General features: G+C 43.8%; 19 protein-coding genes. 14 read left to right on the top strand and 5 right to left on the bottom strand.

Going from position 1 to position 22,400, the window contains the following annotated elements:
- The first annotated feature begins 316 nt into the window (after nucleotides 1-316).
- A complete protein-coding gene (locus tag MNODULE_RS19870; RefSeq protein WP_168062913.1) occupies nucleotides 317-931 on the top strand; it encodes a sce7726 family protein in 615 nt (204 codons plus the stop codon).
- Here the strand turns inward: MNODULE_RS19870 and MNODULE_RS19865 are convergent.
- From MNODULE_RS19865 to MNODULE_RS19855, 3 genes are read right to left on the bottom strand one after another with little or no spacing between them, the layout of a single operon-like run.
- A complete protein-coding gene (locus MNODULE_RS19865; RefSeq protein ID WP_168062912.1) occupies nucleotides 882-1,964 on the bottom strand; it encodes a beta family protein in 1,083 nt (360 codons plus the stop codon). The two genes, MNODULE_RS19870 and MNODULE_RS19865, sit on opposite strands and share 50 nt — an antisense overlap.
- Before the next feature lie 2 nt (nucleotides 1,965-1,966).
- Complete coding sequence (locus MNODULE_RS19860; protein ID WP_168062911.1) at nucleotides 1,967-3,175, bottom strand: ImmA/IrrE family metallo-endopeptidase; 1,209 nt, start codon at nucleotides 3,173-3,175, stop codon at nucleotides 1,967-1,969.
- 14 nt (nucleotides 3,176-3,189) lie between these two features.
- Nucleotides 3,190-3,471, bottom strand: a complete 282-nt coding sequence (locus MNODULE_RS19855) for a type II toxin-antitoxin system HigB family toxin (RefSeq protein ID WP_168062910.1) — start codon at nucleotides 3,469-3,471, stop codon at nucleotides 3,190-3,192.
- An 879-nt stretch (nucleotides 3,472-4,350) separates the two neighbouring features.
- Here MNODULE_RS19855 and MNODULE_RS19850 point away from each other — a divergent pair.
- Nucleotides 4,351-5,127, top strand: coding sequence for a DUF5677 domain-containing protein (locus tag MNODULE_RS19850; RefSeq protein WP_168062909.1), 777 nt, complete (start codon nucleotides 4,351-4,353; stop codon nucleotides 5,125-5,127).
- 57 nt (nucleotides 5,128-5,184) lie between these two features.
- On the opposite strand, the gene MNODULE_RS19845 is transcribed toward MNODULE_RS19850, so the two are convergent.
- Nucleotides 5,185-6,897: a recombinase family protein gene (locus tag MNODULE_RS19845; protein ID WP_168062908.1), complete on the bottom strand. Its 1,713-nt coding sequence runs from the start codon at nucleotides 6,895-6,897 to the stop codon at nucleotides 5,185-5,187.
- A gap of 457 nt (nucleotides 6,898-7,354) precedes the next feature.
- Here MNODULE_RS19845 and MNODULE_RS19840 point away from each other — a divergent pair, with 457 nt between their 5' ends.
- From MNODULE_RS19840 to MNODULE_RS19825, 4 genes are all read left to right on the top strand, one after another.
- Nucleotides 7,355-7,750 (top strand): hypothetical protein, encoded by a 396-nt coding sequence (locus MNODULE_RS19840; protein ID WP_168062907.1) that lies wholly within the window; start codon nucleotides 7,355-7,357, stop codon nucleotides 7,748-7,750.
- A 5-nt stretch (nucleotides 7,751-7,755) separates the two neighbouring features.
- A complete protein-coding gene (locus tag MNODULE_RS19835; RefSeq protein ID WP_168062906.1) occupies nucleotides 7,756-8,631 on the top strand; it encodes a hypothetical protein in 876 nt (291 codons plus the stop codon).
- 27 nt (nucleotides 8,632-8,658) lie between these two features.
- Nucleotides 8,659-9,876: a hypothetical protein gene (locus MNODULE_RS19830; protein WP_168062905.1), complete on the top strand. Its 1,218-nt coding sequence runs from the start codon at nucleotides 8,659-8,661 to the stop codon at nucleotides 9,874-9,876.
- Between the two features lie 288 nt (nucleotides 9,877-10,164).
- Complete coding sequence (locus MNODULE_RS19825; RefSeq protein WP_168062904.1) at nucleotides 10,165-12,042, top strand: EAL domain-containing protein; 1,878 nt, start codon at nucleotides 10,165-10,167, stop codon at nucleotides 12,040-12,042.
- Between the two features lie 30 nt (nucleotides 12,043-12,072).
- On the opposite strand, the gene MNODULE_RS19820 is transcribed toward MNODULE_RS19825, so the two are convergent.
- Nucleotides 12,073-12,825 (bottom strand): recombinase family protein, encoded by a 753-nt coding sequence (locus MNODULE_RS19820; protein WP_168062903.1) that lies wholly within the window; start codon nucleotides 12,823-12,825, stop codon nucleotides 12,073-12,075.
- Between the two features lie 114 nt (nucleotides 12,826-12,939).
- Between MNODULE_RS19820 and MNODULE_RS19815 the strand changes: the two genes are divergently transcribed.
- From MNODULE_RS19815 to MNODULE_RS19780, 8 genes are all read left to right on the top strand, one after another.
- Nucleotides 12,940-14,085 (top strand): hypothetical protein, encoded by a 1,146-nt coding sequence (locus MNODULE_RS19815; RefSeq protein WP_168062902.1) that lies wholly within the window; start codon nucleotides 12,940-12,942, stop codon nucleotides 14,083-14,085.
- 26 nt (nucleotides 14,086-14,111) lie between these two features.
- Complete coding sequence (locus MNODULE_RS19810) at nucleotides 14,112-14,534, top strand: hypothetical protein (protein ID WP_168062901.1); 423 nt, start codon at nucleotides 14,112-14,114, stop codon at nucleotides 14,532-14,534.
- A gap of 295 nt (nucleotides 14,535-14,829) precedes the next feature.
- On the top strand, nucleotides 14,830-15,285 hold the full coding sequence (locus MNODULE_RS19805; RefSeq protein WP_168062900.1) for a hypothetical protein: 456 nt from the start codon (nucleotides 14,830-14,832) through the stop codon (nucleotides 15,283-15,285).
- Between the two features lie 66 nt (nucleotides 15,286-15,351).
- Nucleotides 15,352-19,080: a fibronectin type III domain-containing protein gene (locus MNODULE_RS19800; RefSeq protein ID WP_168062899.1), complete on the top strand. Its 3,729-nt coding sequence runs from the start codon at nucleotides 15,352-15,354 to the stop codon at nucleotides 19,078-19,080.
- 295 nt (nucleotides 19,081-19,375) lie between these two features.
- Nucleotides 19,376-20,836, top strand: a complete 1,461-nt coding sequence (locus MNODULE_RS19795) for a hypothetical protein (protein WP_168062898.1) — start codon at nucleotides 19,376-19,378, stop codon at nucleotides 20,834-20,836.
- Nucleotides 20,837-21,320: 484 nt separating this feature from the next.
- Nucleotides 21,321-21,527: a hypothetical protein gene (locus MNODULE_RS19790; RefSeq protein WP_168062897.1), complete on the top strand. Its 207-nt coding sequence runs from the start codon at nucleotides 21,321-21,323 to the stop codon at nucleotides 21,525-21,527.
- Nucleotides 21,509-21,760: a type II toxin-antitoxin system RelE family toxin gene (locus tag MNODULE_RS19785; protein WP_168062896.1), complete on the top strand. Its 252-nt coding sequence runs from the start codon at nucleotides 21,509-21,511 to the stop codon at nucleotides 21,758-21,760. Before MNODULE_RS19790 ends, MNODULE_RS19785 begins: the two co-directional genes overlap by 19 nt.
- Before the next feature lie 261 nt (nucleotides 21,761-22,021).
- Complete coding sequence (locus MNODULE_RS19780; RefSeq protein WP_168062895.1) at nucleotides 22,022-22,357, top strand: helix-turn-helix transcriptional regulator; 336 nt, start codon at nucleotides 22,022-22,024, stop codon at nucleotides 22,355-22,357.
- Nucleotides 22,358-22,400 lie beyond the last annotated feature (43 nt).

The following is a 22,400-nucleotide window of genomic DNA, read 5'->3' as shown; positions in this document are numbered from 1 at the left end:
ACATCTTTCTCTAACTCCCTGTTCATATATAAAATTCAAAGATCTTTCGGACAAGCTCTTTTTGCTTGCCTACATCTCTACTGTTCCGAGGAAAAGTTCGAACCTCCTCCCAGCCGAGTGCATTGCTCCAGTTCTTTGCCATATATGCAAAATTCCTCTCCATTAAAATGGTTTAACATGAGCATTTTAGTCAAAACTCTGATCTTCAGTTCGTTAATAATTTCTACTAGAATTAGATATACAAGAACTTGAATGCCATGTTAGAATTCAAAAATTACACTACTGACACGATGTAAATTAGCTATTTTGAGTGATCATGTATTCTAGTTCCACACTCACAAGTGACCAACTGATCCGTACGGCTTTAAAAGAAAGCCTAAGGAACATTCATAAAGACGATCATCAAGCTAAGATAATTGAGGAGTTGGGTGTTACTCACGGTGCCGCCCGTGTTGATATTGCGGTGATTAATGGCTCAATTCATGGTTATGAATTAAAAAGCGACATAGATACTTTGTATCGTTTACCGAGCCAGATGCGTTATTACAATTCAGTTTTTGACCGGATTACGTTAGTAGTGGGGAAAAGCCACCTTCATGAGGCGATTAAAATTGTCCCTGAATGGTGGGGTATAACAATCGCCAAAATTATCCCCTCGGGTGAGGTCCTATTCTGCAATATACGTGAAGCAGAACAGAATCCTTATCAGACTAACTTTGCCGTTGCTACATTGTTGTGGCGAAATGAGGCGCTTAATATCTTGGAAGAAAGCGGCCGAGCAAAAGGAGTACGCTCAAAAGCACGAAAAGTAATATATGAGAGATTGGCTGAAGCATTAGACAAACGGACCTTAAAATCCAAAGTAACTGAGTATTTATGTGCTAGGGCAAATTGGCGATCTGAGATATTGTGCACACCAGATGGTGATTAATGCCAGCAACTAACCAGTTTGTAGCATTCCCGGTCTTTTTTGATTTCAAGTCTTTTCCTTTTTCAAAAATAAATGCATCCCCAAAACTAAAATCTGGCCCGAAAAATTGAGAATGCTGTGATAGCAGTCGAGCATTAGCTAAATATTGCTTAGATTTTCCTTTTTGTCCTCGCATTACAAGCCATTTGTCTTCTAGGGTATACCTTATACTCGCGCTTGGAGAAAAGAAAAGGAGCGATTCTTTATAAACAGGATGTTGAATCGTATAGTCAGAAAAAGAAGGAGATCTTTCTAACTTTTTAGAATTTATCAAATTTATCCAATTTTCCCAATCTAAACGATCAATATAATTTTCACCAATTTCACAATCTCTCAAATCAAGTGGGAATGCTCCGCTAGCAACGGTAAACGTCCTCCATTTTAATAGATTGGGAACTTTTCGACTAAGATCAATGAGAGCGGGTGGCGCATCAACTCCGGTTTTTAAGTCGATTAATAAATCAATCTCTTTTTCAAACAAATTGACTGCCGTCAAAAATTTCTGAATTTCCTCAGCAAGCTTTCCAGGAATATTAAAGTCAGCATGGACCAGTCGCAGGCACAGCCCACGGCGGTATTTCTTGAAAAATACACTTGCTGCTTTTTTGAATTCATGATCGGAACTCAAATTGACAACAGGAATTAGAAAAAGCCCTAAACGTTCCCCATCCGTTAAAACCCGTTTGAGACTTTCAATCCTTAGAGATGGAGTATAGATTAAACTAAAATCAACAAAAGCCGGAGAACTTCCCCAGGAACTCAGAATCTCATTTGGGATTCCAGGTAATTTTTCATTAAATTTAATTGTTACTTCCTCCAGTTGCTCCTCGGGCGTTTTCTCCTTCTCTCCCTCTTTAGGACGTTTTGGTTGTGGCATCACGAACTGAATCAATGGCGAGATAAATTTTTTCTCATTGGCACCCAGCTTTTCAAGAGCCGTTTGTTCTGCTGCCTTCCATTTCAAAATTGGGACGTAATGTTTTGTGCCAAACATAATTATTTGCTCCAATTTATTTCGGGAAAATACTTTCTAACCTTTGCTTGACTGATGATCGTATTCAAGTATTGATACTGGTCACCTTCTCGTCTCATTTTGCCAGCAACTACTGCTGGATGAATATGTAATTCTTTTGCTAAGCTTTCAGCCGCAATAGGTGAAGGAATAAGTTTCGCGGGACTATTTTCCCATACACTCTCTGGGACTAAAGCTTCTCTCGCTAGTTGATCCGCTTCTATCTCAACGCCACTTGAGTCCTCATTATCTAGATCATCATAGAATAAATTTATATCTTGATCGAAATGCAATGCTAAATGTGCTAACTCATGCATTAGCGTAAACCAAAAGTTATCAAGACGGTCATGTCTAATGGTTAAACCAATAACAGGATGTTTTCTGTCTGTCATAAATACCGCACCATCTAAGTATGTTTTAGGGAAGTGTGGCTCAACAACTAGACCAATTCCAATATCTTTCAAGACATCAAACACTAGAACTGACCCCTTCGAATCCGCACTTAGCTTCGCAAGCTGTTGCATGAAACTCACGTTAATCTTATTCTGTTTAAAAATTGTAGGATATGCGATTTCCTTACCCCGTTTTAGAATGTACCCTGACCATGCAGCAAGGGCCTGTTTATCCATTGGACGTGAAGCTCTAATATAGTTTGATTTTCTTAAAAGTCCGAGAATAGTGGCCGGCGGTCCTATGGGCTTAAAAAAACTCTCCATGAGATCATTTATATCCCTGCCCTTTAATGACTTTTTATCAAAATACCCTCTTTTCTCCATCTCTTTGATAGGAAAGTTTTTCCAAGTAATCTGTTCTGGATCCCTAAATTCATCAGATTCTCTCAATAGAACTTTCGCAGGAATTCCCAAGCCAGCTTCAAGAGCCCGCATCATAGAAAGAGTGAGGGGGCGCTTTCGAGAGAGGACCTCTGACACCTTGCTTCTACTTCCGATATAGGGGATTAAGTCAGCCGGCTTTAGATTTGCTTGTTCCATCCGAAACAAAATTGCATCAACGGGGTCAGGCAAAGATTGGGGGATAACGGTTGTTTCGTAATCTTCAATAAGAGTAGCAAGAAGATTTAACTTCTCACCTTCCTCCGATTCTGGGCTTGGATTATTGTCCATAAGGACTTCGACAAGTTCCAAAGCTTCCTTATAATCTTTTTCAGTTTTAATTACTTTAATTTTATTCATGATTGCCTTCCTAACTATTTCCACTTCATGTACTCATTGTGAGTACCGACATTTTTTATTAAGACTATTTTATTTTCATAATCAACTTTCACATTTAACCTATATTTATTGCCTTTTATATTAAAAATGACATGGTTTTCCTTTAAAAAACTTGCGCTGGCATATCGCTGCTTGATATCCCTGGGTGTCTTCCACTCTGCTTCTTGGGCTTCAGCGACCCAGGAATCAATTTGAGAACAGGCATCCGGGTAGCCTTTCTTAAAATCTTCCAGTTTTGTTCTGCCGATGACTTTCATTCTTAAAATAGCATGACCTATATTTTGTTCCCATTTTGGGAATTATATTCTCTATTTTATGTTCTGTCAAGAGGTTCCATGGCTTCTAAATTTAAACATGGATTCAATATATTTAAAACGCCCTACATAGATTCTATTTTGAGGATCTTTATCCATAAGGGGGGATTTTGTGTCAGATCGAGCATGTTCTGCAGTCTTTGGAGATATCTGTGGGTGGGATAGAATGACCGAGAAGATTGCACTTCAAGAAATTCCATCTTTCTGTAACGCAGAGCTCATATAAAACTCAAAGACCTTCCGCACCAGCTTTTTCATAAGCTGTTTTTGTCTGCCACTATTTCTCAATTTCTTGGAAAAGGTTCGAACGTCCTCTCGCCGGGTGCACTACCCATCCTAGACAGCTCACCAAAATATGGTAAAGAAAAACCGCTCTGTTAAGCGGTTTTTCTTTTTGTCCAAATCTCCTACGTATGAGTTTTTTGTTCAAATGAGTAATTTTTCATTTGAACCCCAGCGGGGTTCGAACCTTTTCACACTGGCAAGGTTCCTTGCCTTGCACGGTGGTACTCGGTAAGGATACGGGAACAGGTTCCTGGGATGGCTCAGGCGCCGGCTCTTGAGGTACAGGCTCCCGAGAAGAAGGCTTCATGATCGCTCTTAAGAAATTCGCGAGTCGCGTAAACTTCTGAAATGCCTGTTCATGGGTGATCTCTTCATTGAACTCCTTTTCATATGCCTTACGGAACTCTTCGAGATGTTCATCGGATATTTTCATGGGGGATGCTACACGGGTTAGCGACCTTGTGAATGAGCTTAAAACTTTATATTATAGAGGCATCTATCTCAAGACATAGCCCAAACCTCTAGGATACTTTTTACTTGAAAGAACAAAATAGAATTTTAGCTGAGTTAAATAGAGAGCTCCACAAACTTGTTGATGCCAGACTTCAAGAGGATATCAAGGGTGAGAGCGATAAGGATTTCTTTGCAATCTTTGCCCTTGGGAAAGCTTATAAAACACATGAGGCCATTCTCTTACTTTCAGAGCAGGGTTATGGTGAAGATGCATTGGTACTAACGAGAATGTTATTTGAGTTAATGATTATAACTTCATACATCTTACAAGACGAAACCGATCAAAGATTAATTCGCTATTTGGAGCATGATTGGGTACAAAGGAAGGAGATGTATGATTGTGTTGTCACTACCGATAAGGGATTAGAATTCTTGAACAACGAACTCCAGTCTGGGAATAGGGATCCGCTAACTATTGCTGATATAGAAGCAGAGTATAAAAGAGTTATGAAAAAACATAACTATCAAAAGCATCTTGGATGGTCAGATAAGAGTATCTCAAAAATGGCAGAAGCGGTCGGCAGAGGAGCTGCCTATAAAACTATATATAAATTACAGTGTATGATCGGACATAATAACGCCCGTAGTATTAACGAGTATATAGCGCTGGAGGACGGGGTCTTTGTCGTTAAGATTAGGCCCGACGATAACCTTATAGAGCAAACTCTCGTAGCTACTTTCGATTTTTTTGGAGCAGTAATAGACGAGGTAGATAAACAGCTTGATTGGAAATTAAAAAATAAATTAAAAGATCTAGATAAACGATTTGTTCAAGAAATAGAAAAAACTAAAGATAAATAATTTTCTCTTCGCGATGATATTTCCCATCCTAGAACGAGATTAGAGGATACCGTATCCTTATACTGCATCCCTATCAGACATCCCAGGTAAATCTTTCTTTACAAGCGAGCTCTTATAAAATTCAAAGATCGTTCTCACCAGTTTTTTCATAAGCTGTTTTTGCCTGCCGCTATTTCCCAATTTCTTGGAAAAAGTTCGAACGTCCTCTCGCCGGGTGCACCCAGTACGAACAACAGGATCTACATGCCCGATTGCGCTTTGATTTAAGCCATTTATTTGGGGTTCGATCGGATAATTTTTGCTTTGAAACCCCGACAGGCCCTCTTCAAGAATTATCAACGGTTTTTCCGCTTCAATTATGAGCTTTTTGTCCCTGAGTAAAAGGTTCGAGCCAAATTCTTGAAGAATTGTTCTCTTTTCCTCTAGAGTACCATTTTCAAATTTTTCTCTTGCCTCATGCGCATAGATGAGCGTCTTTTCGGTACGCTCTCGTGCCTGCTTATAATATCCTGATTGATTTTCTAGACCCTTTTCCAATCGGATTTTCTCTTCAAGAATAAGCCTTTTTTCTTTGGTATATTCATCATCATTGATTAGGTCTTTGAGCCTCATATGATTAAGATTCTGAAGTTTCCTTTCACAGTCATGGAATGCCTTTTCAAGAGACTTCCTAATATGGAGGGACTGCTGCTCTTCTTCTTGTTCCTCTTGTCGTAAGTAGTTCAATGCTATATCAAGGAGTGGTTGAGGTACGAAGATCCTTTCTAATTGCCCTCCAATCTGCATCTCCAGATTCAAAAGATTTATATGTGGCTCCCGACAGGCAACCCTCCGATTCTTCTTAGTACACCGGTAATAAACGTAATGAGAGCCGTAGCGATTACATTTTTCCTCCGCTGTAATCATGAATCCACATGTTCCGCATCGGATGAGTCCGGTGTAGGAAAAGTGGTGACCCTTGGGTCTTGGTCTTCCTCTTCTCCCCAAAATCTCCTGGGCTTTCCAATATTCCTCTTCGGTAATCATGGGTTCCTGCCGGCCTTGGAAAATACCTTCTTCTCGTTCAATGAGACCATAGTAGAAGGGATTGCTAAATATCCTATATATCGTAGTTAATGGTAATGGCCCTCCTTCCTGTTTCCTAAACGTCCTTGTTTTGAGACCCCATTCTTCATTCGCTATCTTGCAGATCGCTGATGGTCTTGTTCCTTGGAGGAGAAGGTCCCACATTTTACGAACGACGGGAAATCGTTCCTGATCTTTTACAATCGTTCTCTCTCTGGGTTCATTTAGATAACCAAGGGGCGCAAGACCAGGCAGCCAGCCCCTTTCGAGTTTTGCTCGGTTGCCTCGCTTGACGTTATCACTGAGGTCATCGACATATTTTTTCGCCATGCCAAATTCAAGTTGCATGTGAAACTTGTCATTGCTGTTATTGCGATATGTTGTATGGGGGGTAATGATCTCTTGAATATCACCTCGATCCAGCGCCCAAACTATTTCACCGCCGTCTTTTGTATTTCTGGCAAGCCGATCTAGTTTCCAGCACAAGATCGCTTTGACTCCACCGCGGGAAACCTTTTCCATCATGGCATTAAAAACTGGTCGCCCAGGCGACTTGGCCGACCGCGCTTCCGTCAGAACCTCAAAATCCCGCAATTGGAGGTTCCGGGCTAGCCTGGTAAGTTCTACGATTTGAGCATCGATGGAAAGGACCTGCCGTTCCTCAGATTCAGAGGACTTCCGGCAATAGAACAGGTAGGATGACATTACATAACATGTCCTTTTGGAAAAATGGGATTCTTCCTCCCAAAGGACAGATTTAGGAATTGTGGTTCAGTATATCATCAGTGGATGGTTGGTCAACGGCAGGCTCTTCTTGTGTCGGCTTTGGCTTCAGGATCACTCGCAAGAAATTCGTTAATCTCAAAAATTTTGCATACGCCTCTTCTTTAGAGATTTCCTCCTGGAATTCCTCGAAATAGGCCTTCCGAAATTGTTCGATGGTCTCGTCGCTCGGCTTCATATCTGAAAGGATATAGTCACCGATCAATACTCCAAGGAGGGATGACCTATCCTCAAAGACAAGTTGGCTCTTTTTCAACATTTTATTGCAATTTGATATGATCAAGAGAGAAGTTTCCCCTTACCACTCTATCAACGCTATCTCAACCTCCCTTGCATTTTCCCATATCCCTGATATATGCTCCCATCCACGGAGATACCAATGAGTGAGATCGACTGGAACGCATTACAAGAGCAGATACGAAAACTTCACATGGGTGAAAAGGTATCGGGCGATATTGATACCCGCTATTCCGCTATGGTTGAGGAAATGCTGCGGGAGAAACCAGATGTTTGGTATGAGAAGCTACGCCCTTTTGTCGAGGAGGTCATTAACCTTCACAAGGAAGATCCCGAAGAAGCCGTCGAGACACTGGTGAGTGTGATCATGCAGATCGTCCACCATCTGGCGCAGCACGAGGTACTCATTGAATACAGTGTTGCGCTCCAGACCAAGCTTGTGGAATCTTTGGGTGCCGAGAGCCAGAAAAGCTCGAAGATTCTGGAGGCGCTTTATAGGAAGGGCGTTTTGTCGCCGGAAGATTTTAAAAAGGAATAGCTGGAATGAATTTGGAACTCCAGATTGGAGAGATAGAAGCGAGAGCTCCTCATTATCGATCTCTCTCATTAGAATGCACTATATATAACAGAGGCGGTAAAGAAATCGCTCTTTTGGAGGCATGGATAACCGTTAAAACAAGCGGGGATAGCACACTTGTTGATGGATTCCATTACCAGCAGTATAATGCCCCTGCATATAGAGCCACAATCAAAGCAGGAGAGAAGGGCAATGGGAGAATTCTCATTCCCTTAACCCCAGACATCTTATATTCTCTCGAACAAGAGAGGAGCGGCAAGGACCTGCAATTTATGATTTATTCCCGTGTTCTTATTGCCCCGATTGAATCTGTCGAACTAAATACAGGAGAACCGGTATATATATTAGGTGCTCCCCAAGAGACACGATTCTCTGCTGGTGGCTCCTTTCCTATAGCGCATAAAATTCCACAATCGGAATGGATCAAACTTCTATCGTCTATGAAATGGTTAGCGATTGAACTATTCGAGCTCCCGATGGAAACATTTTCTTCCGACCCAGACCTCCAACGTGCCATTGAATTATTACGCGAGGCTCAAAGTCGGTTTTTTCGGGGCGACTGGCCTGGTACGCTTCAGAACTGTCGTCAAGCATTTGAGGCAGCAGCTGGAGATGTAGGTCAATCCGACAGCAAAAAAGACAATTTCCAGAAATTATCAAACCGGTTAGGCGGTGGAAGAAAGAGTGAAAAACTGAACTCTCTGATCTCATCAGTGAGCGGCTTTACCCATCTCGGCCGTCATGAAGACTTTCCCAAAATTGATATAACTCGGGAAGATGCACTTATGGCTCTTCGCTGTACATTATCTATTTTTTCACTTTTGGGCGGACGAATTGTTTGAGATAATATCCATAGTTATAGGTTCATTATGTTACCTGGAATAAGTGACTATTATAGGGTTGCTCTGGAAGCTCTAAATAAGGAAGTTAATAATACTTCCGATGCAAAAGTCTTTGGCTTAGATGTGCAAGAATGGGCAGCTTATTTGATCCAAAAGTATGGGATGGAGCCAATTGAACTCGACTCATCAAGAGAAGTTTTTCTTGAAGAGGTTTCAGAAAAACCTGGTTCCCAAGTAAGACTTAATATTCCCGTCGTTCCCTCCGGTACTCTCCGAGTGATAACTCAGGACAAGTTCACTAGCAGCACATCGAGCCCCAGCTACAACATAACAGACATAGAATATAATCACGATAATGGCTTGTTAAGCTTGCAAGTTTCTCCAGATACAGAACGAGTAAAGCGCGGACAAAGCATCATTATCCAGCAAATTGATTGGTGGAATGAAGATATTAGAAAAGAAAACCATAATTTTCCACAAGCCGTTTCTAAAATAGTGCATGCAAAAAAACAGACAGTAGTTAACAAGCACCAGAGTTTAGATTCTTTAGCAGAAAAAACTGGTATCCCTTTGAGAAAGAAGACCGATCTTGCCTCAGTAATACCGACCGCAATTAAGATTCGTCAAGAAGTTCGACCAGTCCTTCCACCTACTCCTAAGCGTCAGGAACGTCCAATTCTAGAGCGGGATAAATTTAATGCAATAATTGAATTGATCGATAATCAGTGTAGGCAATTCGAAAGAACTCCAAGTGCTTTTGCCTCTATGAATGAAGAAGATTTAAGGGACCTAATATTATGTAGTCTTAACGCCGTTTTCGAAGGAGCTGCACTGGGTGAAGCTTTTCAAGGAATTGGGAAAATAGATATTCATCTCAGAATATCTCAAGGTGAGGTCTTCATCGCGGAATGTAAGTTTTGGGAAGGACCGGCAACAATTGAAACTGTTACGAGTCAGCTTCTAGAGAGGTTGACGTGGCGCGATAGTTTTGGAGTTGCAGTGTTATTTTCTCGTAATTCCGACTTCGGTCAGGTAATACAAAGTATGAAAGATTCAATCAATAAAAATCCAAGCATGATAGCAGGATCATTACGTAATAATGAAGCACATTACATAAGCTGTCGTTTTACGCTTCCGAACGATATTTCAAAACAAATAGAGATTCATTATTTGATTTATAATCTCTTCACAGCGAAACTTTCTGGACGCTCCTCGGCAAGTCGCAAAACATCTAAGAAGGAGTAATCTTTACTACTTCGTTTTGTTCTTCAATTAATAGCTTTTCAACGTTTAGCCCCGCTTTACAAAGCGGGGCTAAACGGCAAAAACCCTTGTGAATCCACGAAAAAAGCCGGATCGAAAAAATCCGGTTTTTTCGTTTCTGGAACACGCACAAATAGATAAGGTAGAGGTGGTTTGCCTGTCTCCGGTATATACGGATCCTACAATCAAGTCAAGTAAAAAATACCAGCTTATAATAATTAGGTCCTGGACAGCACCATTGCCTTAAAAAGAAATGGAGCATCTGATAGAGTGCTTTGGTGGTATATTTTAAATAATAATCAATTACTGACGAATGTAGAGAACGAACAAATAAGTATTTCGGGCATACTCCGCGATTTTTTCGTCCTTCTTTACGTAACAGTCAAGAAGTTAACAAAAATAGAAGAGCAGCATAAGAGGTTCAACATGACACCAGTCCGTCAAATTAGTGCACTCATCGTGGAAGACTCTGAAGAAGACACCGAGTTGCTTCTACAAGAATTGAAGAAGGGGAACTATAACCCCGTGCATGAGCGGGTTGATACGTGGGAAACAATGGAGGCTGCGCTGAAAAATCGGAATTGGGACATCGTTTTCTCCGATTATACGATGCCTCAGTTTAAGGGAACGGATGCACTCGCACTTTTGCGAGAGACAGGAAGTGACATTCCGTTTCTCTTCGTATCTGGGACAATTGATGAAGATATGGCAGTGACAGCCATGAAAGCAGGGGCGAACGATTATATCATCAAAGGTAATCTAAAGCGGCTTGTCCCCGCAGTAGACCGGGAGCTTCGCGAAGCCGAAGTGCGACGTGAGCGGAACAAAGCAGCGGCAACAATCCATCATATGGCTTACTACGATACGCTGACAGATCTTCCTAACCGAACCCTTCTACGAGATCGGCTGCAGCAGGCGATCATGGTCACTCCACATGACGGTAAAGCGGCCGGCCTGCTACTGATTGATCTGGATCGCTTTAGGGAGATCAATGATACGCTGGGACATCAGCGGGGCGATCTTTTATTAAAACAGATCGGGCCGCGTCTGCGCGAGGTCTTACAAGAAACTCACCTTGTCGCTCGGCTAGGCGGAGACGAATTTGGAGTCCTCCTTCCCCACGTCAATACAAAAGATGCCTCTTTCATTGCAAGCAAAATCCTCAAAGTCATGGAGAAACCTTTTTTAATCGAAGGGATGCCGATTATTATTGAGCCGAGCATTGGCATCGCGCTCTCACCCAACCATGGGGAGAATCCCGACAGCCTGATTCAACGAGCGGATATCGCCATGTATGTCGCCAAAGAGAATAAGAAAGGATATGCCTTCTACTCAGCGGAAATCGATCGACACAGCCCGCGCCGCCTGGCCCTCCTTGGAGAGTTACGCAATGCAATCGAGAGTAATCAGCTATTCCTGCTCTATCAACCCAAGATCCACCTCAAAACGGGGCGGATCACGGGGGTAGAGGCACTGGTCCGCTGGCAGCATCCTGAATATGGCATAGTCTCACCGGATCAATTTATTTCGATTGCAGAGCATTCCGGGCTGATTAAGCCATTGACCCTCTGGGTGATCAAAGCAGCGCTTCATCAATCGAAGCTTTGGCGTCAGGAGGGAAAGTTATTCAACATGGCGGTCAATTTGTCCGCTCGCAATCTAGAAGATACACACCTTCCAGGTCAGATTGCGGAATTCTTGAAGACCTCAGGTGTTGCTGCCTCCCTGCTAGAGCTGGAACTTACCGAAAGCGCCCTGATGGTCAATCCTTTTCATGCGATGGAGGTCTTAACGCGGCTTAACAAAATTGGGGTTCAGCTTTCTATCGATGACTTCGGAACCGGGTATTCGTCTTTAGGGTATCTGAAACGATTGCCAGTCAACCAAATTAAGATCGACAAATCATTTGTAAAGGAGATGGCAACCGACAAGGAAGATGAGATCATTGTTCGTTCCACCATCGAACTCTCCCATAATTTGGGCCTCAAGGTCATCGCCGAAGGAGTGGAAAGTCAGTCGATATTAGACAAACTGGTCGCTCTGGGCTGTGACTCTGCACAGGGATACTTTATCAGCCGTCCTATCCCTTCCCATGAACTTAGTGAGTGGTTCAAAGACACAGCACCGTTAAGGGGCTGGTCTCTCTGATCATACTTCTAATACATATTTATTTCATTATTAATTAAGAAGTGCCATTCTTCGGCTGATACCTTCCACGATCCCGTATCGGACCACTCCTTCACCATAAAATTTCCTCCGCTCAAGAATCTTTGCAACTTGCCGCTGAGTCCAGCGCTTGCCATTTCTTCGAAGGACGCCGCTAGAATTTAGCTCATTAGCAATGGCCCTTCCACTTTTCCAAACCTCCGCTGAAGCATAGATTCTCCTCACCACCTCAGCCTCCTCAAAATTGATGGCAAGACTTCCTCCTGTTCGTATATAACCATAAGGCACATTGCCTCCAGGGAATAATCCCTTTCTGATACGTTCCTGGCGCCCTTTCCAAAGGCGCTCGATAATATCCCGCCTATTCTCTTCAGCAACGGCCTCCAATATCTGACGGATAAGAATGTCCTTCCGCTCCCCGTTGTATTGGGGCATGTCGGCGATCAGGACCTTGATGCCCAGCTTTTTGAATTCGTAGAAGAGGTTTTCCGCAATCCTCACCTCGCGGGAGAGTCGATCCAGGGAAGGGAGAATGACGGTGCTGATTCCTCCGGTCCTGCAATGTTTCAAGAGTCGACGCAATTCTTTCCGATCTTCTTTAGCCCCGCTCTCCCCCTCATCTTTATAGAACCGCTCCACCAAAAAGCCGTGCCGTTCGCCATAGATGGTAACATCCCGGATTTGAATATCTATTCCATAGCCTTTCTTCTGCTCTAAAGTTGAAATTCGGCAGTAGGCTACGATTTTTCGGTTTTTTTCTCTCATGCGTCATGGTGAACCTCCTTTTACAAAGGGTTTAGCCCCGCTTTGTAAAGAGAGGCTCAAGCTATGGTTTTAGTCTAATTTTTATGGAATAGACGTCAAGGCTTGGAGGTAAAAATGAAAAACAAGACAAAACAACGGATATGGGGCGTCATTTTTGGAAGCGCTCTTACAATGTCATTAATTGGCTGCGGCGGAGGTGGCGGCGGTGGATCCCCATCCTCGGGATCATCCGGGTCTCCGATTCCAAGAGCCAAGACGGTCATTACTGATACAAATGGCTTTGCAACCATCAGTAATGCGGATGGAGAAAACATTTCGGTTCAGGTAACCGATGAGGCCAAGATGCCTCTTTCAGGAATATCGGTAACGTATGGCTCCACCTTTGAAAGCAATAAAAAAATCATTGCCTTATTCAAGGATTCTGTTGGGCAGTTCGCCCCCGTTGTATATTTTGACGACCCTCTGTCCATAGCAAACAGCGCCACAGTAGCAGTTACCATCGAAATGCCGCTACACAATGACTACGCCCAGCACGACTTCGAGAACCTCATCCACCGCGCCAAGAGTTATATGGCGGAACCCTTGTCTCGCTTTGATACATTGTATTGTAGGAGCGTTTCTACGGTGACAGGAGCTTTGACTGATTCTTTCGTAAGAGAATCTCCACGCCTCCTTGTCATTTACAACCAAACCCATACGTCGCCTTCCACTATTTTTGTTGTTGATCCTATAACGGGTTTTAATTCCGCACTCGGCGACTATCTCACAAGCCGATTAGCCGATGCATCGATTACCCCTTCCACTGTACTTGGAGGGCATATTGCATACCGAATTGTCTCCTTCGATCCAAGTGTTTCTATTTTTAGAGAACAAGTCGAGGTAATGGCTGCAACGCCCGAAAGCTGTGGACTTGATCCTGCGCTTTACGGAACCTGGAAATACCAATCGTACAACGGATTTGATCGATCACTTATTGGTATTACGCTATCCCTTACGGATAATAATCAGTACCGAATGAACAACCCTCTACTTCCCTGCGCAGAAGAAGGAGAGTATCGGATAGATGGCTCCCGGAGAAACTCAGAAGGCGTTTGGATAGGCGGGACCGGGATAACTCTCACGCCAGGATTTAACCAGGACTGCTCGCTCGAAGTATTGTTCGACTTTGTTCCCCCGATAGGCTACACGGTTTCAGGCTCAACCTTGGAATTCCATTTCAAGGTAGATGGCGCGCCGGTTACGGCAGTATTTAAACGGTGAATCTTAACATCGCAAAGGAGACCATAATGAAACGAGTCCTGACAGTACTTTCTTTTCTTAATATTCTTCTTTTTGCTGGCTGTTCAATTATTGGCGTATTGAGTCCCCAGGAGCGCTTCCAGGGAACGAATACGTTTTCTCTTCCGCGATCGGATGAGAGGATTTTCGACCTCATTGCCGAGATAGGCAAGGATATGGGGATGGGAGTATCTGAACTGAACCACTCTCTAAGACGTATCAGTTTAAGCTCAGGCAGCTCGGGTGCCGGGATGATTCTCGTCGGCTCCATGAATTCGTCGACACTGAGTATTCAGGTTTCCGAAGACGGAAAAACGCTCGAAATAATGACAATGGTCCTTGGAAATTTTGGCACAGGTAACCAAGAGGCAGCAACAAAGCTTACTGAGGAGTTTAAGACGAGATTAATAAAGAAGGTGGAACAGAAGTAAATTTAACTCCGGCCCTCAATGTAAATGTCGGGGTAGTTGCAAGTTGGGACGTACCTATCACCTACACAGCACTTCCCTAATAAAAGAAGGTAAACAAAATGCCTTCACGCTGACAATCATAGGGTCGCATTCATTTCGGGTATTTTACCTTGACACATCCGATTTATCTTGCTAGCATGCAGGTAGTTTTTACTAATTAGTTGCTCACTAACTGATAACAAAGACGCGATTGAAATTATTCCTATTTCGTCTTCCCACTTTGCACTGTTTCAGCATAGTTTTAAGATCACTAATTATGTATAAAAGCAATAAAAAATGGATTTGGATTGGAGTTGTAATTGGTTTATTGGATTTAGGATACCAATTAACAGGATTTGGAATCTTCAGGAGAGGATTCTCAAGCTTCAGCATAATCATTGCTGTAATTTCATATTTTAATTTAGCACCCGGTTATGGCCTTGAAGGCTTTGAGAAACTGTGGCCACTTTTTCTTTTAGTCTACTTCTTAGTATATTTTGTAGTGATATGGTTTTTACCATTTTTTCTTCTTTACTATAGAAAGTGGTTCACGCTTGCTTTAATAGTTCCTATACTGCTGTATTTAAGATTCATCATAGAGCTTGATCTTTTGACGGAATATCGCGCTCGGTTTTTAATACCCACCATACTCGCAGCTTATATTATAGGTTTATGTATTGATCTACTCTACTCTTCCGTTAAAGCCATATTAATCTCAAAATCTGAGGTTTAAGCAGAAAATATTTTTGAGATTAGTAGGTTCACATATTGGGTACTTTTATCTTAAGGCTAAGATAAATTGGACTTAAAAAATCGGCATACACGACGTTGGACTGACTTATTCGGTAGTTTTCTAAAACCGTATATTGTTTTTTTTCTATTTGGGATTTTTTTTGGTTGTGGGAGCGGAAAAGGAGGAAAAGATAACAATAACGAAACAAACACAAATTTAACACCAGAAATTGTGTCTGCTCCAGAAATTTTTGCAAAAGTGAATACAGCTTATATTTATAAAGCTTTTGCTACTGATATCGACGGAGATTCGCTAACATATTCTCTTGCAGCGGCCCCCGATGGAATGGAAATCAACTCCATGACGGGAACAATCTCTTGGATTCCAAGCTCGTCACAAGGAGGAAGTAAAATTGTCACTTTAGAAGTTAGCGATGGAAAAGCTAAAAGCACTCAGACTTATAATGTCTCGGTTGAAACAGAAGAGATTATTGCGTCAAATTTTATCTCTGCAAATGCAGGCGGGATCCTAGAGATAACTGATCCTGGCAAGTCATTTTTTGGATCTAAAATCGAGGTATCACAGGGAGTACTATCGCAAGATTCAACAGTTAAAATTTTACAGATCAAAAACCCCAATTATCTCCCTGATGATATTTCTGTTTTAGGAATATCTGCCGTTTCAGAAAACTCAGATCCTTCGAATAAAACGCAAATTGCCAATTCTGTGGGTCTCGAAAATCACTTTGCTCCAGCAATACCAATACGAATTACGATTACATATTCTGGAACCATACCAAGCGACTACGATCTATACTACAGTCCTTGCGACCCTGCAACTTCACCCCACCGTCATTTTGTTAATGTTGAAGGATCTCTGTGGTGCAAGGCAAAAATAGACGACCCCAAAGGGGTTACGAAGGTAGAGCGCTTAAATAATGCTTTTGTTTTAGAGGGGTCATTTGCAAATTTTATTAAAAAAGTCCGCTTTACCATAGCAAATAGTTCACAAATATCCGCGCTTCAAGTACGAAACTTTAAAATCTACAAAGAGGAGACAAATAGTAATTTTCAGACGGATAGTTCAGGACGAAATTTGCTGATCATTCATGGAGTATGTTCGAGCTCACTTTTTTTCCAAGAAGAAACTGACTTAATTCCCTTCTTTGTAAATAGCCCGTATTATAAAAACATTATTTTCTATGACTATCCTTGGACCGAACCGATTGTATATAACGCCCATGAGCTTAGTAAATTTATTATTAGTCTTAATATAGAAGGGACTTTTGACATTATTGCCCATAGCATGGGCGGCATGGTTGCAAGATATGCAATTGAGAATACAAATCCTGTCAGAAGCTTGCGTGGCAAAGTTAAAAATCTCTTTATGCTCGCTACGCCGAATGACGGAGTACATCCTAGTTTTAAAGATAACGCTTTTTGCCCTGAAACAGGCCCCTCTTGGAAATATCCCGGAATTGAAGATTCGGGACCAGATAACCTTATTAAAGGATCTGGCTTTCTTTCCTCCTTAAACCGGTATGGTATTACAGAACGAAGGCTTGATACTGCTTATTATTTGTTCACAGCCGACACAGAAAATAAAGATCATGAAGAAGATATAACAGGAAGTAGATTTGACCATGTCCATACCCCTATTGTTCAGATTCCAGCTAATCCCATCAAGCGCGTAGATTTCGTTCCAGTTGCAAAAGATCAACTTAGTCATCTTCCCGATTTAAATCTAGAGGAAGGGAAAAATGCTCTGACCTTTATAACCAATGTTACTCGTACATCAAGGACATATGATCACTCGACGATTCATACCGAATGCTCTATTAATGCGGTATGCGAAGAGATCGATCGCCGCCTTCCAACGTCTATTACTGTTTTTGCATCTGTTCTCGAAACTGGCGATTTTCCTATCTCTCCAATTTCAAAAGTAGTCCTTTCGGCTTCCTTCTCTGGAAATATAGATGTAGAAGTAGGGAATTCAATTGAATTTAAAGCGATAGGAAAGTATATTGCCGGCATAGAACATGATATTACCTCTTTGATTCCGACTATTAACTGGATCAACGATGATTCCTCTATCATTGAGAAACGCTCACATCCCGGAATTATATTCGAAGCAAAAAAGGCTGGTGTAACTAAAGTTACAACAAAATTTAACGGCCAATCTGCTCATATTAATATCACGGTTACAGATTCAGTATCTCCTCACACTCCTTCCGATCAATCCTCCCCAAGTATAGCAATCACCACTCCTACAACAGCTTCTACCTACAATACTACGTCAAGTACAGTTACTTTGTCTGGAACCGCCTCGGACAATGTGGGAGTAACTCAGGTTTCTTGGGTTAACAGCCGAGGAGGTTCCGGCACAGCTTCCGGTACAACGAACTGGTCTGTCTCAAATATTACGCTCCAAACCGGTGACAATGTCATCACTATTACAGCCCGCGACGCTGCTGGGAATACCGCAAGCGATACCTTAACGGTTACTCTTAGTGTGCCTACGCCAACACCGCTCCCTGCGGCACCTACCGAACTTTCCGTAACTGTGCTGTCCTCAGACAGGATTATTCTCGCCTGGAAGGACAATTCAGGCAATGAAACGGGATTCAAAGTTGAACGGAGAATAGGGACATCAGCATTCTCTGAAATCACCATTGTTGGTGCAAGCAATGACACCGGGGTTTCTTTCGAAAACACGGGACTATCAGCCAGCACGACCTACTGTTATCGAATAAAAGCATCAAATGCCGCAGGGGATTCTCTACCGAGCAACGAAGCATGCGCTACAACCAACGCGCTTCCCCCTATACTACCGACAGCCATTACCAATAGCGCCACGAACATCACTTCTAACTCCGCCACACTCAACGCGACTATCAACGGCAATGGCGTATCTACAGGAGCATTCTTTGACTGGGGAACGAATACCGCCCCGCCCTATGGTAACTCTACGCCAGCGCGTCCCGGTATCACAAGCGGAGCAAGTAATATTTCTTTCTCAGAAAACATAACGAATCTTTCCCCGAACACAACATATCGATTCCGGGTAGTCGCTGCAAATACTGCCGGTGGAACCACGTTCGGCGACACTCAGACGTTTACCATGCCACCAGCAATCGGCACGCGCTCGCTTAGACTCACTGTAAATGGGACCGGAGCGATCAGTTTATCGCCCGCGAGTCGTGAAGGGACGACGAGTTGTTCGTCCACATGCACATTAACATACCATGACAATACAACGGTTACGTTGACCGCGAGTCCTGCTGGTCTTCCCGCGAGCGGAACAATCTTTTCTCGTTGGGATGGGTGCCCGAACATAAGCGGAGCAACATGCACGGTTACTGTTACGGCAGATGCTTCGGTTACCGCAAATTTCTCGTGTTTTGAAGTTGAAGTTAATAATGGTTCACCCTCAGCAAGTCCTTTAGTGTCAGGCAAGGCTTGCTTCGGTGTTATTTCCACGAGTACGGATGTTGATTGGTTTAGAGTGGGAACCATAAGTTCTGGAACAAGGATTCGGTTTATTTTGGCGGTTCCTTCCGGCCTTGATTACGAATTGGAGGTATATGGGCCTTCCAGCAGCAACTCGGCTCCGCATTTCCTTTGCGCATCAAGAAATGGGGCCGGGGTGGGCGAAAAGGTTGTTTTCACCACAACCGCGCCAGGGACGTTCTACCTGCGTATTTTTGGCGCGAATTCAAGTCACTTTAATTCGACAAGCCTCTATGCAGCAGAGGCGGACTTTCCAGTGTCTGATACTACCCTATGCGGTCTGTAATAAAATAAGTTCTAAATAGACGTGAGGTTCTCCTTTCTGCAAGCGATAACATAATTTATTTCGTTCCCGTTTGCTTTCTTACATACCGCTCCGCATGTTTTCGATGGGACTCCCAGTTTGCCAGATACCGGCTCGCAAGAGCTTTGTCTCGGAGGATCAGCAGATTCTCGGCATTCCTTTCTTCGGCCACCTTGGTGAAAAGGAAACATCATCAGACGGGCGGTAATTTTCCTGTTCCGGAACTTTCTCCAGTCTTCATTTATCCCTTAGAAGACGATAGGGTCACCTCAGCAACATGGACCCTATCAAAAACGAAGTCGAGTCAAATCTCAAAAACCAGAAGACCATCCCGACCGTCTCGCGGGTCTTCCGGAGCGGTATTCTTGTGGAGATGGTCTACCGGCCCAAGGAGCAGCAGACCGGCCTTATTCTATGGGACGGCCACTCGCATCGGTATATGCAAGCCCTCGACCTCGATCCGTCCCATCGCCTGGTTCCGTATTCGCCGCAGAACAACCTTGTAAAAAACGATGTCGTTCTGTTTCCTTCGGACGCCGAGGAGTACGGCACCGAGGCCGAGCTTCTCGGAGAGATTCAATGTTTTATCCACCGGTATATCGACGTTTCGCCTCTTTTCGAAAAGATCGCAAGCTACTATGTCCTCTTTTCCTGGATCTATGACAGCTTCAATGAGCTTCCCTATCTCCGCCTCCGGGGGGACTACGGGAGCGGAAAAACCCGCGCACTCCTTACCATCGGCTCGCTTTGCTACAAGCCGATCTTCGCGTCTGGGGCTTCGACCGTCTCACCGATTTTCCGCATCCTCGATGCTTTCAGGGGCACCTTGATCATCGATGAAGGGGATTTCCGCTTCTCCGATGAGAAGACGGAGATCGTGAAGATCCTCAATAACGGAAACGTAAAGGGATTTCCCGTTCTTCGAAGCGAAGTGTCGGTAACCAAGGAATTCAACCCGAGGGCTTACCACGTCTTCGGCCCCAAGCTTGTGGCCACACGGGGCTTTTTTGATGATCGCGCCTTGGAGAGCCGCTTTATCACCGAGGAGATGGGCACGCGCCGGCTTCGGGAGGATATTCCTATCAATCTCCCCGACCATTTCAAGGAGGAGGCGCTTCATCTTCGCAACAAACTCCTCCTCTTCCGGTTTCGGAACTGGGGGAAGCACTGCACCGACGAGGCCCTCGTTGACCGGAGCATCGAGCCGCGCCTAAACCAGATCTTCGTACCCCTCCTGAGCATTATCGAGAACAATAAAGCCAGGGAGGAGCTTCGGGAAATCGCCCGCCAATACAATCGCGAGATCATTACCGATCGGGGGATGGACACCGAGGCCCAGGTGCTGGAGGTGATCCGCGACCTCGCCACCGCCTCGAATACCGCCCGGATCGCCATAAAGGAGATCGCCGCATGGTTTACCGACCGCTACGGAGGGGAGTATGAACGGAAGATCACCAACAAGTGGATCGGATCTGTTATTCGAAGAAAGCTTCACTTGAAAACGCAGAAGAGCGAGGGCGTTTTCGTGATCTCGCTTCTTGAAGAGCAACCGAAGCTCGATCGGCTTTATCAGAAATACGGCCTTGCTCCGAAGGAGGAGGCTATTCCGCAAGATGCCGGCGCTCTAGCCCCTTCTAACCTGCTCTTCCCATCCGCGGATGAAGTCCCCGAAGTCCCTGAAGTCCCCGGAGAAGCGGAAAAACCTGATTTTAAGCCAAATTTTGGAGAGGGACGTTGAAACCGCGATGTCCCCGAAGTCCCTCTAATGTCCCCGTGTGAAAACCGAAGAGCAGCGCGGTTTTTCCCCGACGAGAGGGACTTCGGGGACTTCAGGGACTTTGGGGGGACATACCAACACGGGGAGCCATGCTCTCAGAGCCGGTCGTAGACCTCTTTCCGTGAGAGCGTGCCCTTGACGCCCAACGGTCTCGTCTCATATGGGGCTTCATCTTCCGTGTCCTTCTCGTCTGCCTTCCATTGCCGCGTTTTCTCTTTCAGGATTTCTACGAGACGGCGGATAAATGCAACATCCCTTCGGCCAGGCCATCAAGATCCATATCGACCGTATTCCTTCTCTCTGCTATCATGGTGGAGAGGCGACCGGCCTATCTTGACAGATCTTCTTGTTCTTCCTATGCTAAACATAGTTCTTTGAGAAGGGTTCGCACCGCTCCTTCAAAAGATTTCGTGAAGTTACTATTACTAACGGAGGAATACCACCCATGAGTACCAAGACATTACCTATACCCGAGGAGTCCCTCGTAAATTTACTGAAAACGCTACCAGAAAAAAAATTGGCCGAAGTTTTCTGGAAAACGTTCGTTCAGTTTGATACGTCTCCCCTAACTGCAAAAGAAAAACGCGCAGTCAAAAAAGGAACGGAGGAATATAAAAGGGGAGAAACCGTGAAATGGAAAAACTTGAAATAGAGTTTTCGAAGCTGGCGGTAAAAGAATACCGACGCATCCCCAAAGATTACCAGCTGTTAATCGACCAGGCGCTGAAAAAACTATCTGAAGGACTTCCGGTAGATCGCAAACCGATCAAGGGAGCAAAAGATATTTTTAGAATCAGGGTAGGACGCTATCGCATTGTGTTTCGTATTATAGATAACACAGCCGTAATTATGACGATGGGTCCCCGAGGAGACGTATACAAATAACAAGGAATCATTTCCTTTGAAAAAGACAAGCCAACCGAAACAAGGTTGGCTTTTTTTATTCTGCATGAGCGTGATGCCCGGCTCTTACTGATCTCCACAGCGTTTTTTCTCTTTGTTCCTGTGGCATAATAAAGAGGCAACACGGGTGCTGCTTCTTTTTCTTTTCAAAAAATTGTCGTTTCGAGCAAATCCTCTCTTCTTTTGATTTCACTCCGTTCGACTACACTATTTACATCTTTCATCTGACATAGAAATTTTTAAATGTCCCACGAAATACCAAATTATTTACGTACCTACCGCAAACGCGCGGGGTTGACGCAGAATGAAATGGCGCTTCTCTTGGGCTGCCGAAATGGCGCAAAAGTTTCGAGGTACGAGCATTTCTCCCGCTTACCCAACCTGCAAACCGTTATTGCATACCAAATAATCTTCCGCGCCTCGACACAGGAACTCTTCGAAGGGATCCATGAAGATGTAGAACGCGCAACACTAAAGCGCGTGCGAGCGGCCGTGAAAAAGCTGAGCAAAAGAGCGCTTGATCTAAAAACAATCCGAAAACTGGAGATCCTCCGGTCACTTCTCATCGAGGAAAAATAACAATACCAACAGTTGATGAATCCCACGTTTCGAAAACCGATTC

It is taken from the genome of Candidatus Manganitrophus noduliformans, from assembly GCF_012184425.1.
Lineage (GTDB): Bacteria > Nitrospirota > Nitrospiria > SBBL01 > Manganitrophaceae > Manganitrophus > Manganitrophus noduliformans.
Note: the sequence above shows the minus strand (reverse complement) of the source record. Positions and strands in the feature narration are given on the sequence as shown.

Excerpts from the sequence above, each read along its gene's own strand:
- MNODULE_RS19815 (WP_168062902.1), top strand. The coding sequence starts at position 12,940 with ATGAAAAACAAGACAAAACAACGGATATGGGGCGTCATTTTTGGAAGC.
- MNODULE_RS19860 (WP_168062911.1), bottom strand. The coding sequence starts at position 3,175 with ATGAATAAAATTAAAGTAATTAAAACTGAAAAAGATTATAAGGAAGCT.
- MNODULE_RS19835 (WP_168062906.1), top strand. The coding sequence starts at position 7,756 with ATGAATTTGGAACTCCAGATTGGAGAGATAGAAGCGAGAGCTCCTCAT.
- MNODULE_RS19855 (WP_168062910.1), bottom strand. The coding sequence starts at position 3,471 with ATGAAAGTCATCGGCAGAACAAAACTGGAAGATTTTAAGAAAGGCTAC.
- MNODULE_RS19805 (WP_168062900.1), top strand. The coding sequence starts at position 14,830 with ATGTATAAAAGCAATAAAAAATGGATTTGGATTGGAGTTGTAATTGGT.
- MNODULE_RS19870 (WP_168062913.1), top strand. The coding sequence starts at position 317 with ATGTATTCTAGTTCCACACTCACAAGTGACCAACTGATCCGTACGGCT.
- MNODULE_RS19780 (WP_168062895.1), top strand. The coding sequence starts at position 22,022 with ATGTCCCACGAAATACCAAATTATTTACGTACCTACCGCAAACGCGCG.
- MNODULE_RS19795 (WP_168062898.1), top strand. The coding sequence starts at position 19,376 with ATGGACCCTATCAAAAACGAAGTCGAGTCAAATCTCAAAAACCAGAAG.
- MNODULE_RS19810 (WP_168062901.1), top strand. The coding sequence starts at position 14,112 with ATGAAACGAGTCCTGACAGTACTTTCTTTTCTTAATATTCTTCTTTTT.
- MNODULE_RS19785 (WP_168062896.1), top strand. The coding sequence starts at position 21,509 with ATGGAAAAACTTGAAATAGAGTTTTCGAAGCTGGCGGTAAAAGAATAC.
- MNODULE_RS19865 (WP_168062912.1), bottom strand. The coding sequence starts at position 1,964 with ATGTTTGGCACAAAACATTACGTCCCAATTTTGAAATGGAAGGCAGCA.
- MNODULE_RS19840 (WP_168062907.1), top strand. The coding sequence starts at position 7,355 with ATGAGTGAGATCGACTGGAACGCATTACAAGAGCAGATACGAAAACTT.
- MNODULE_RS19845 (WP_168062908.1), bottom strand. The coding sequence starts at position 6,897 with ATGTCATCCTACCTGTTCTATTGCCGGAAGTCCTCTGAATCTGAGGAA.
- MNODULE_RS19830 (WP_168062905.1), top strand. The coding sequence starts at position 8,659 with ATGTTACCTGGAATAAGTGACTATTATAGGGTTGCTCTGGAAGCTCTA.
- MNODULE_RS19790 (WP_168062897.1), top strand. The coding sequence starts at position 21,321 with ATGAGTACCAAGACATTACCTATACCCGAGGAGTCCCTCGTAAATTTA.
- MNODULE_RS19820 (WP_168062903.1), bottom strand. The coding sequence starts at position 12,825 with ATGAGAGAAAAAAACCGAAAAATCGTAGCCTACTGCCGAATTTCAACT.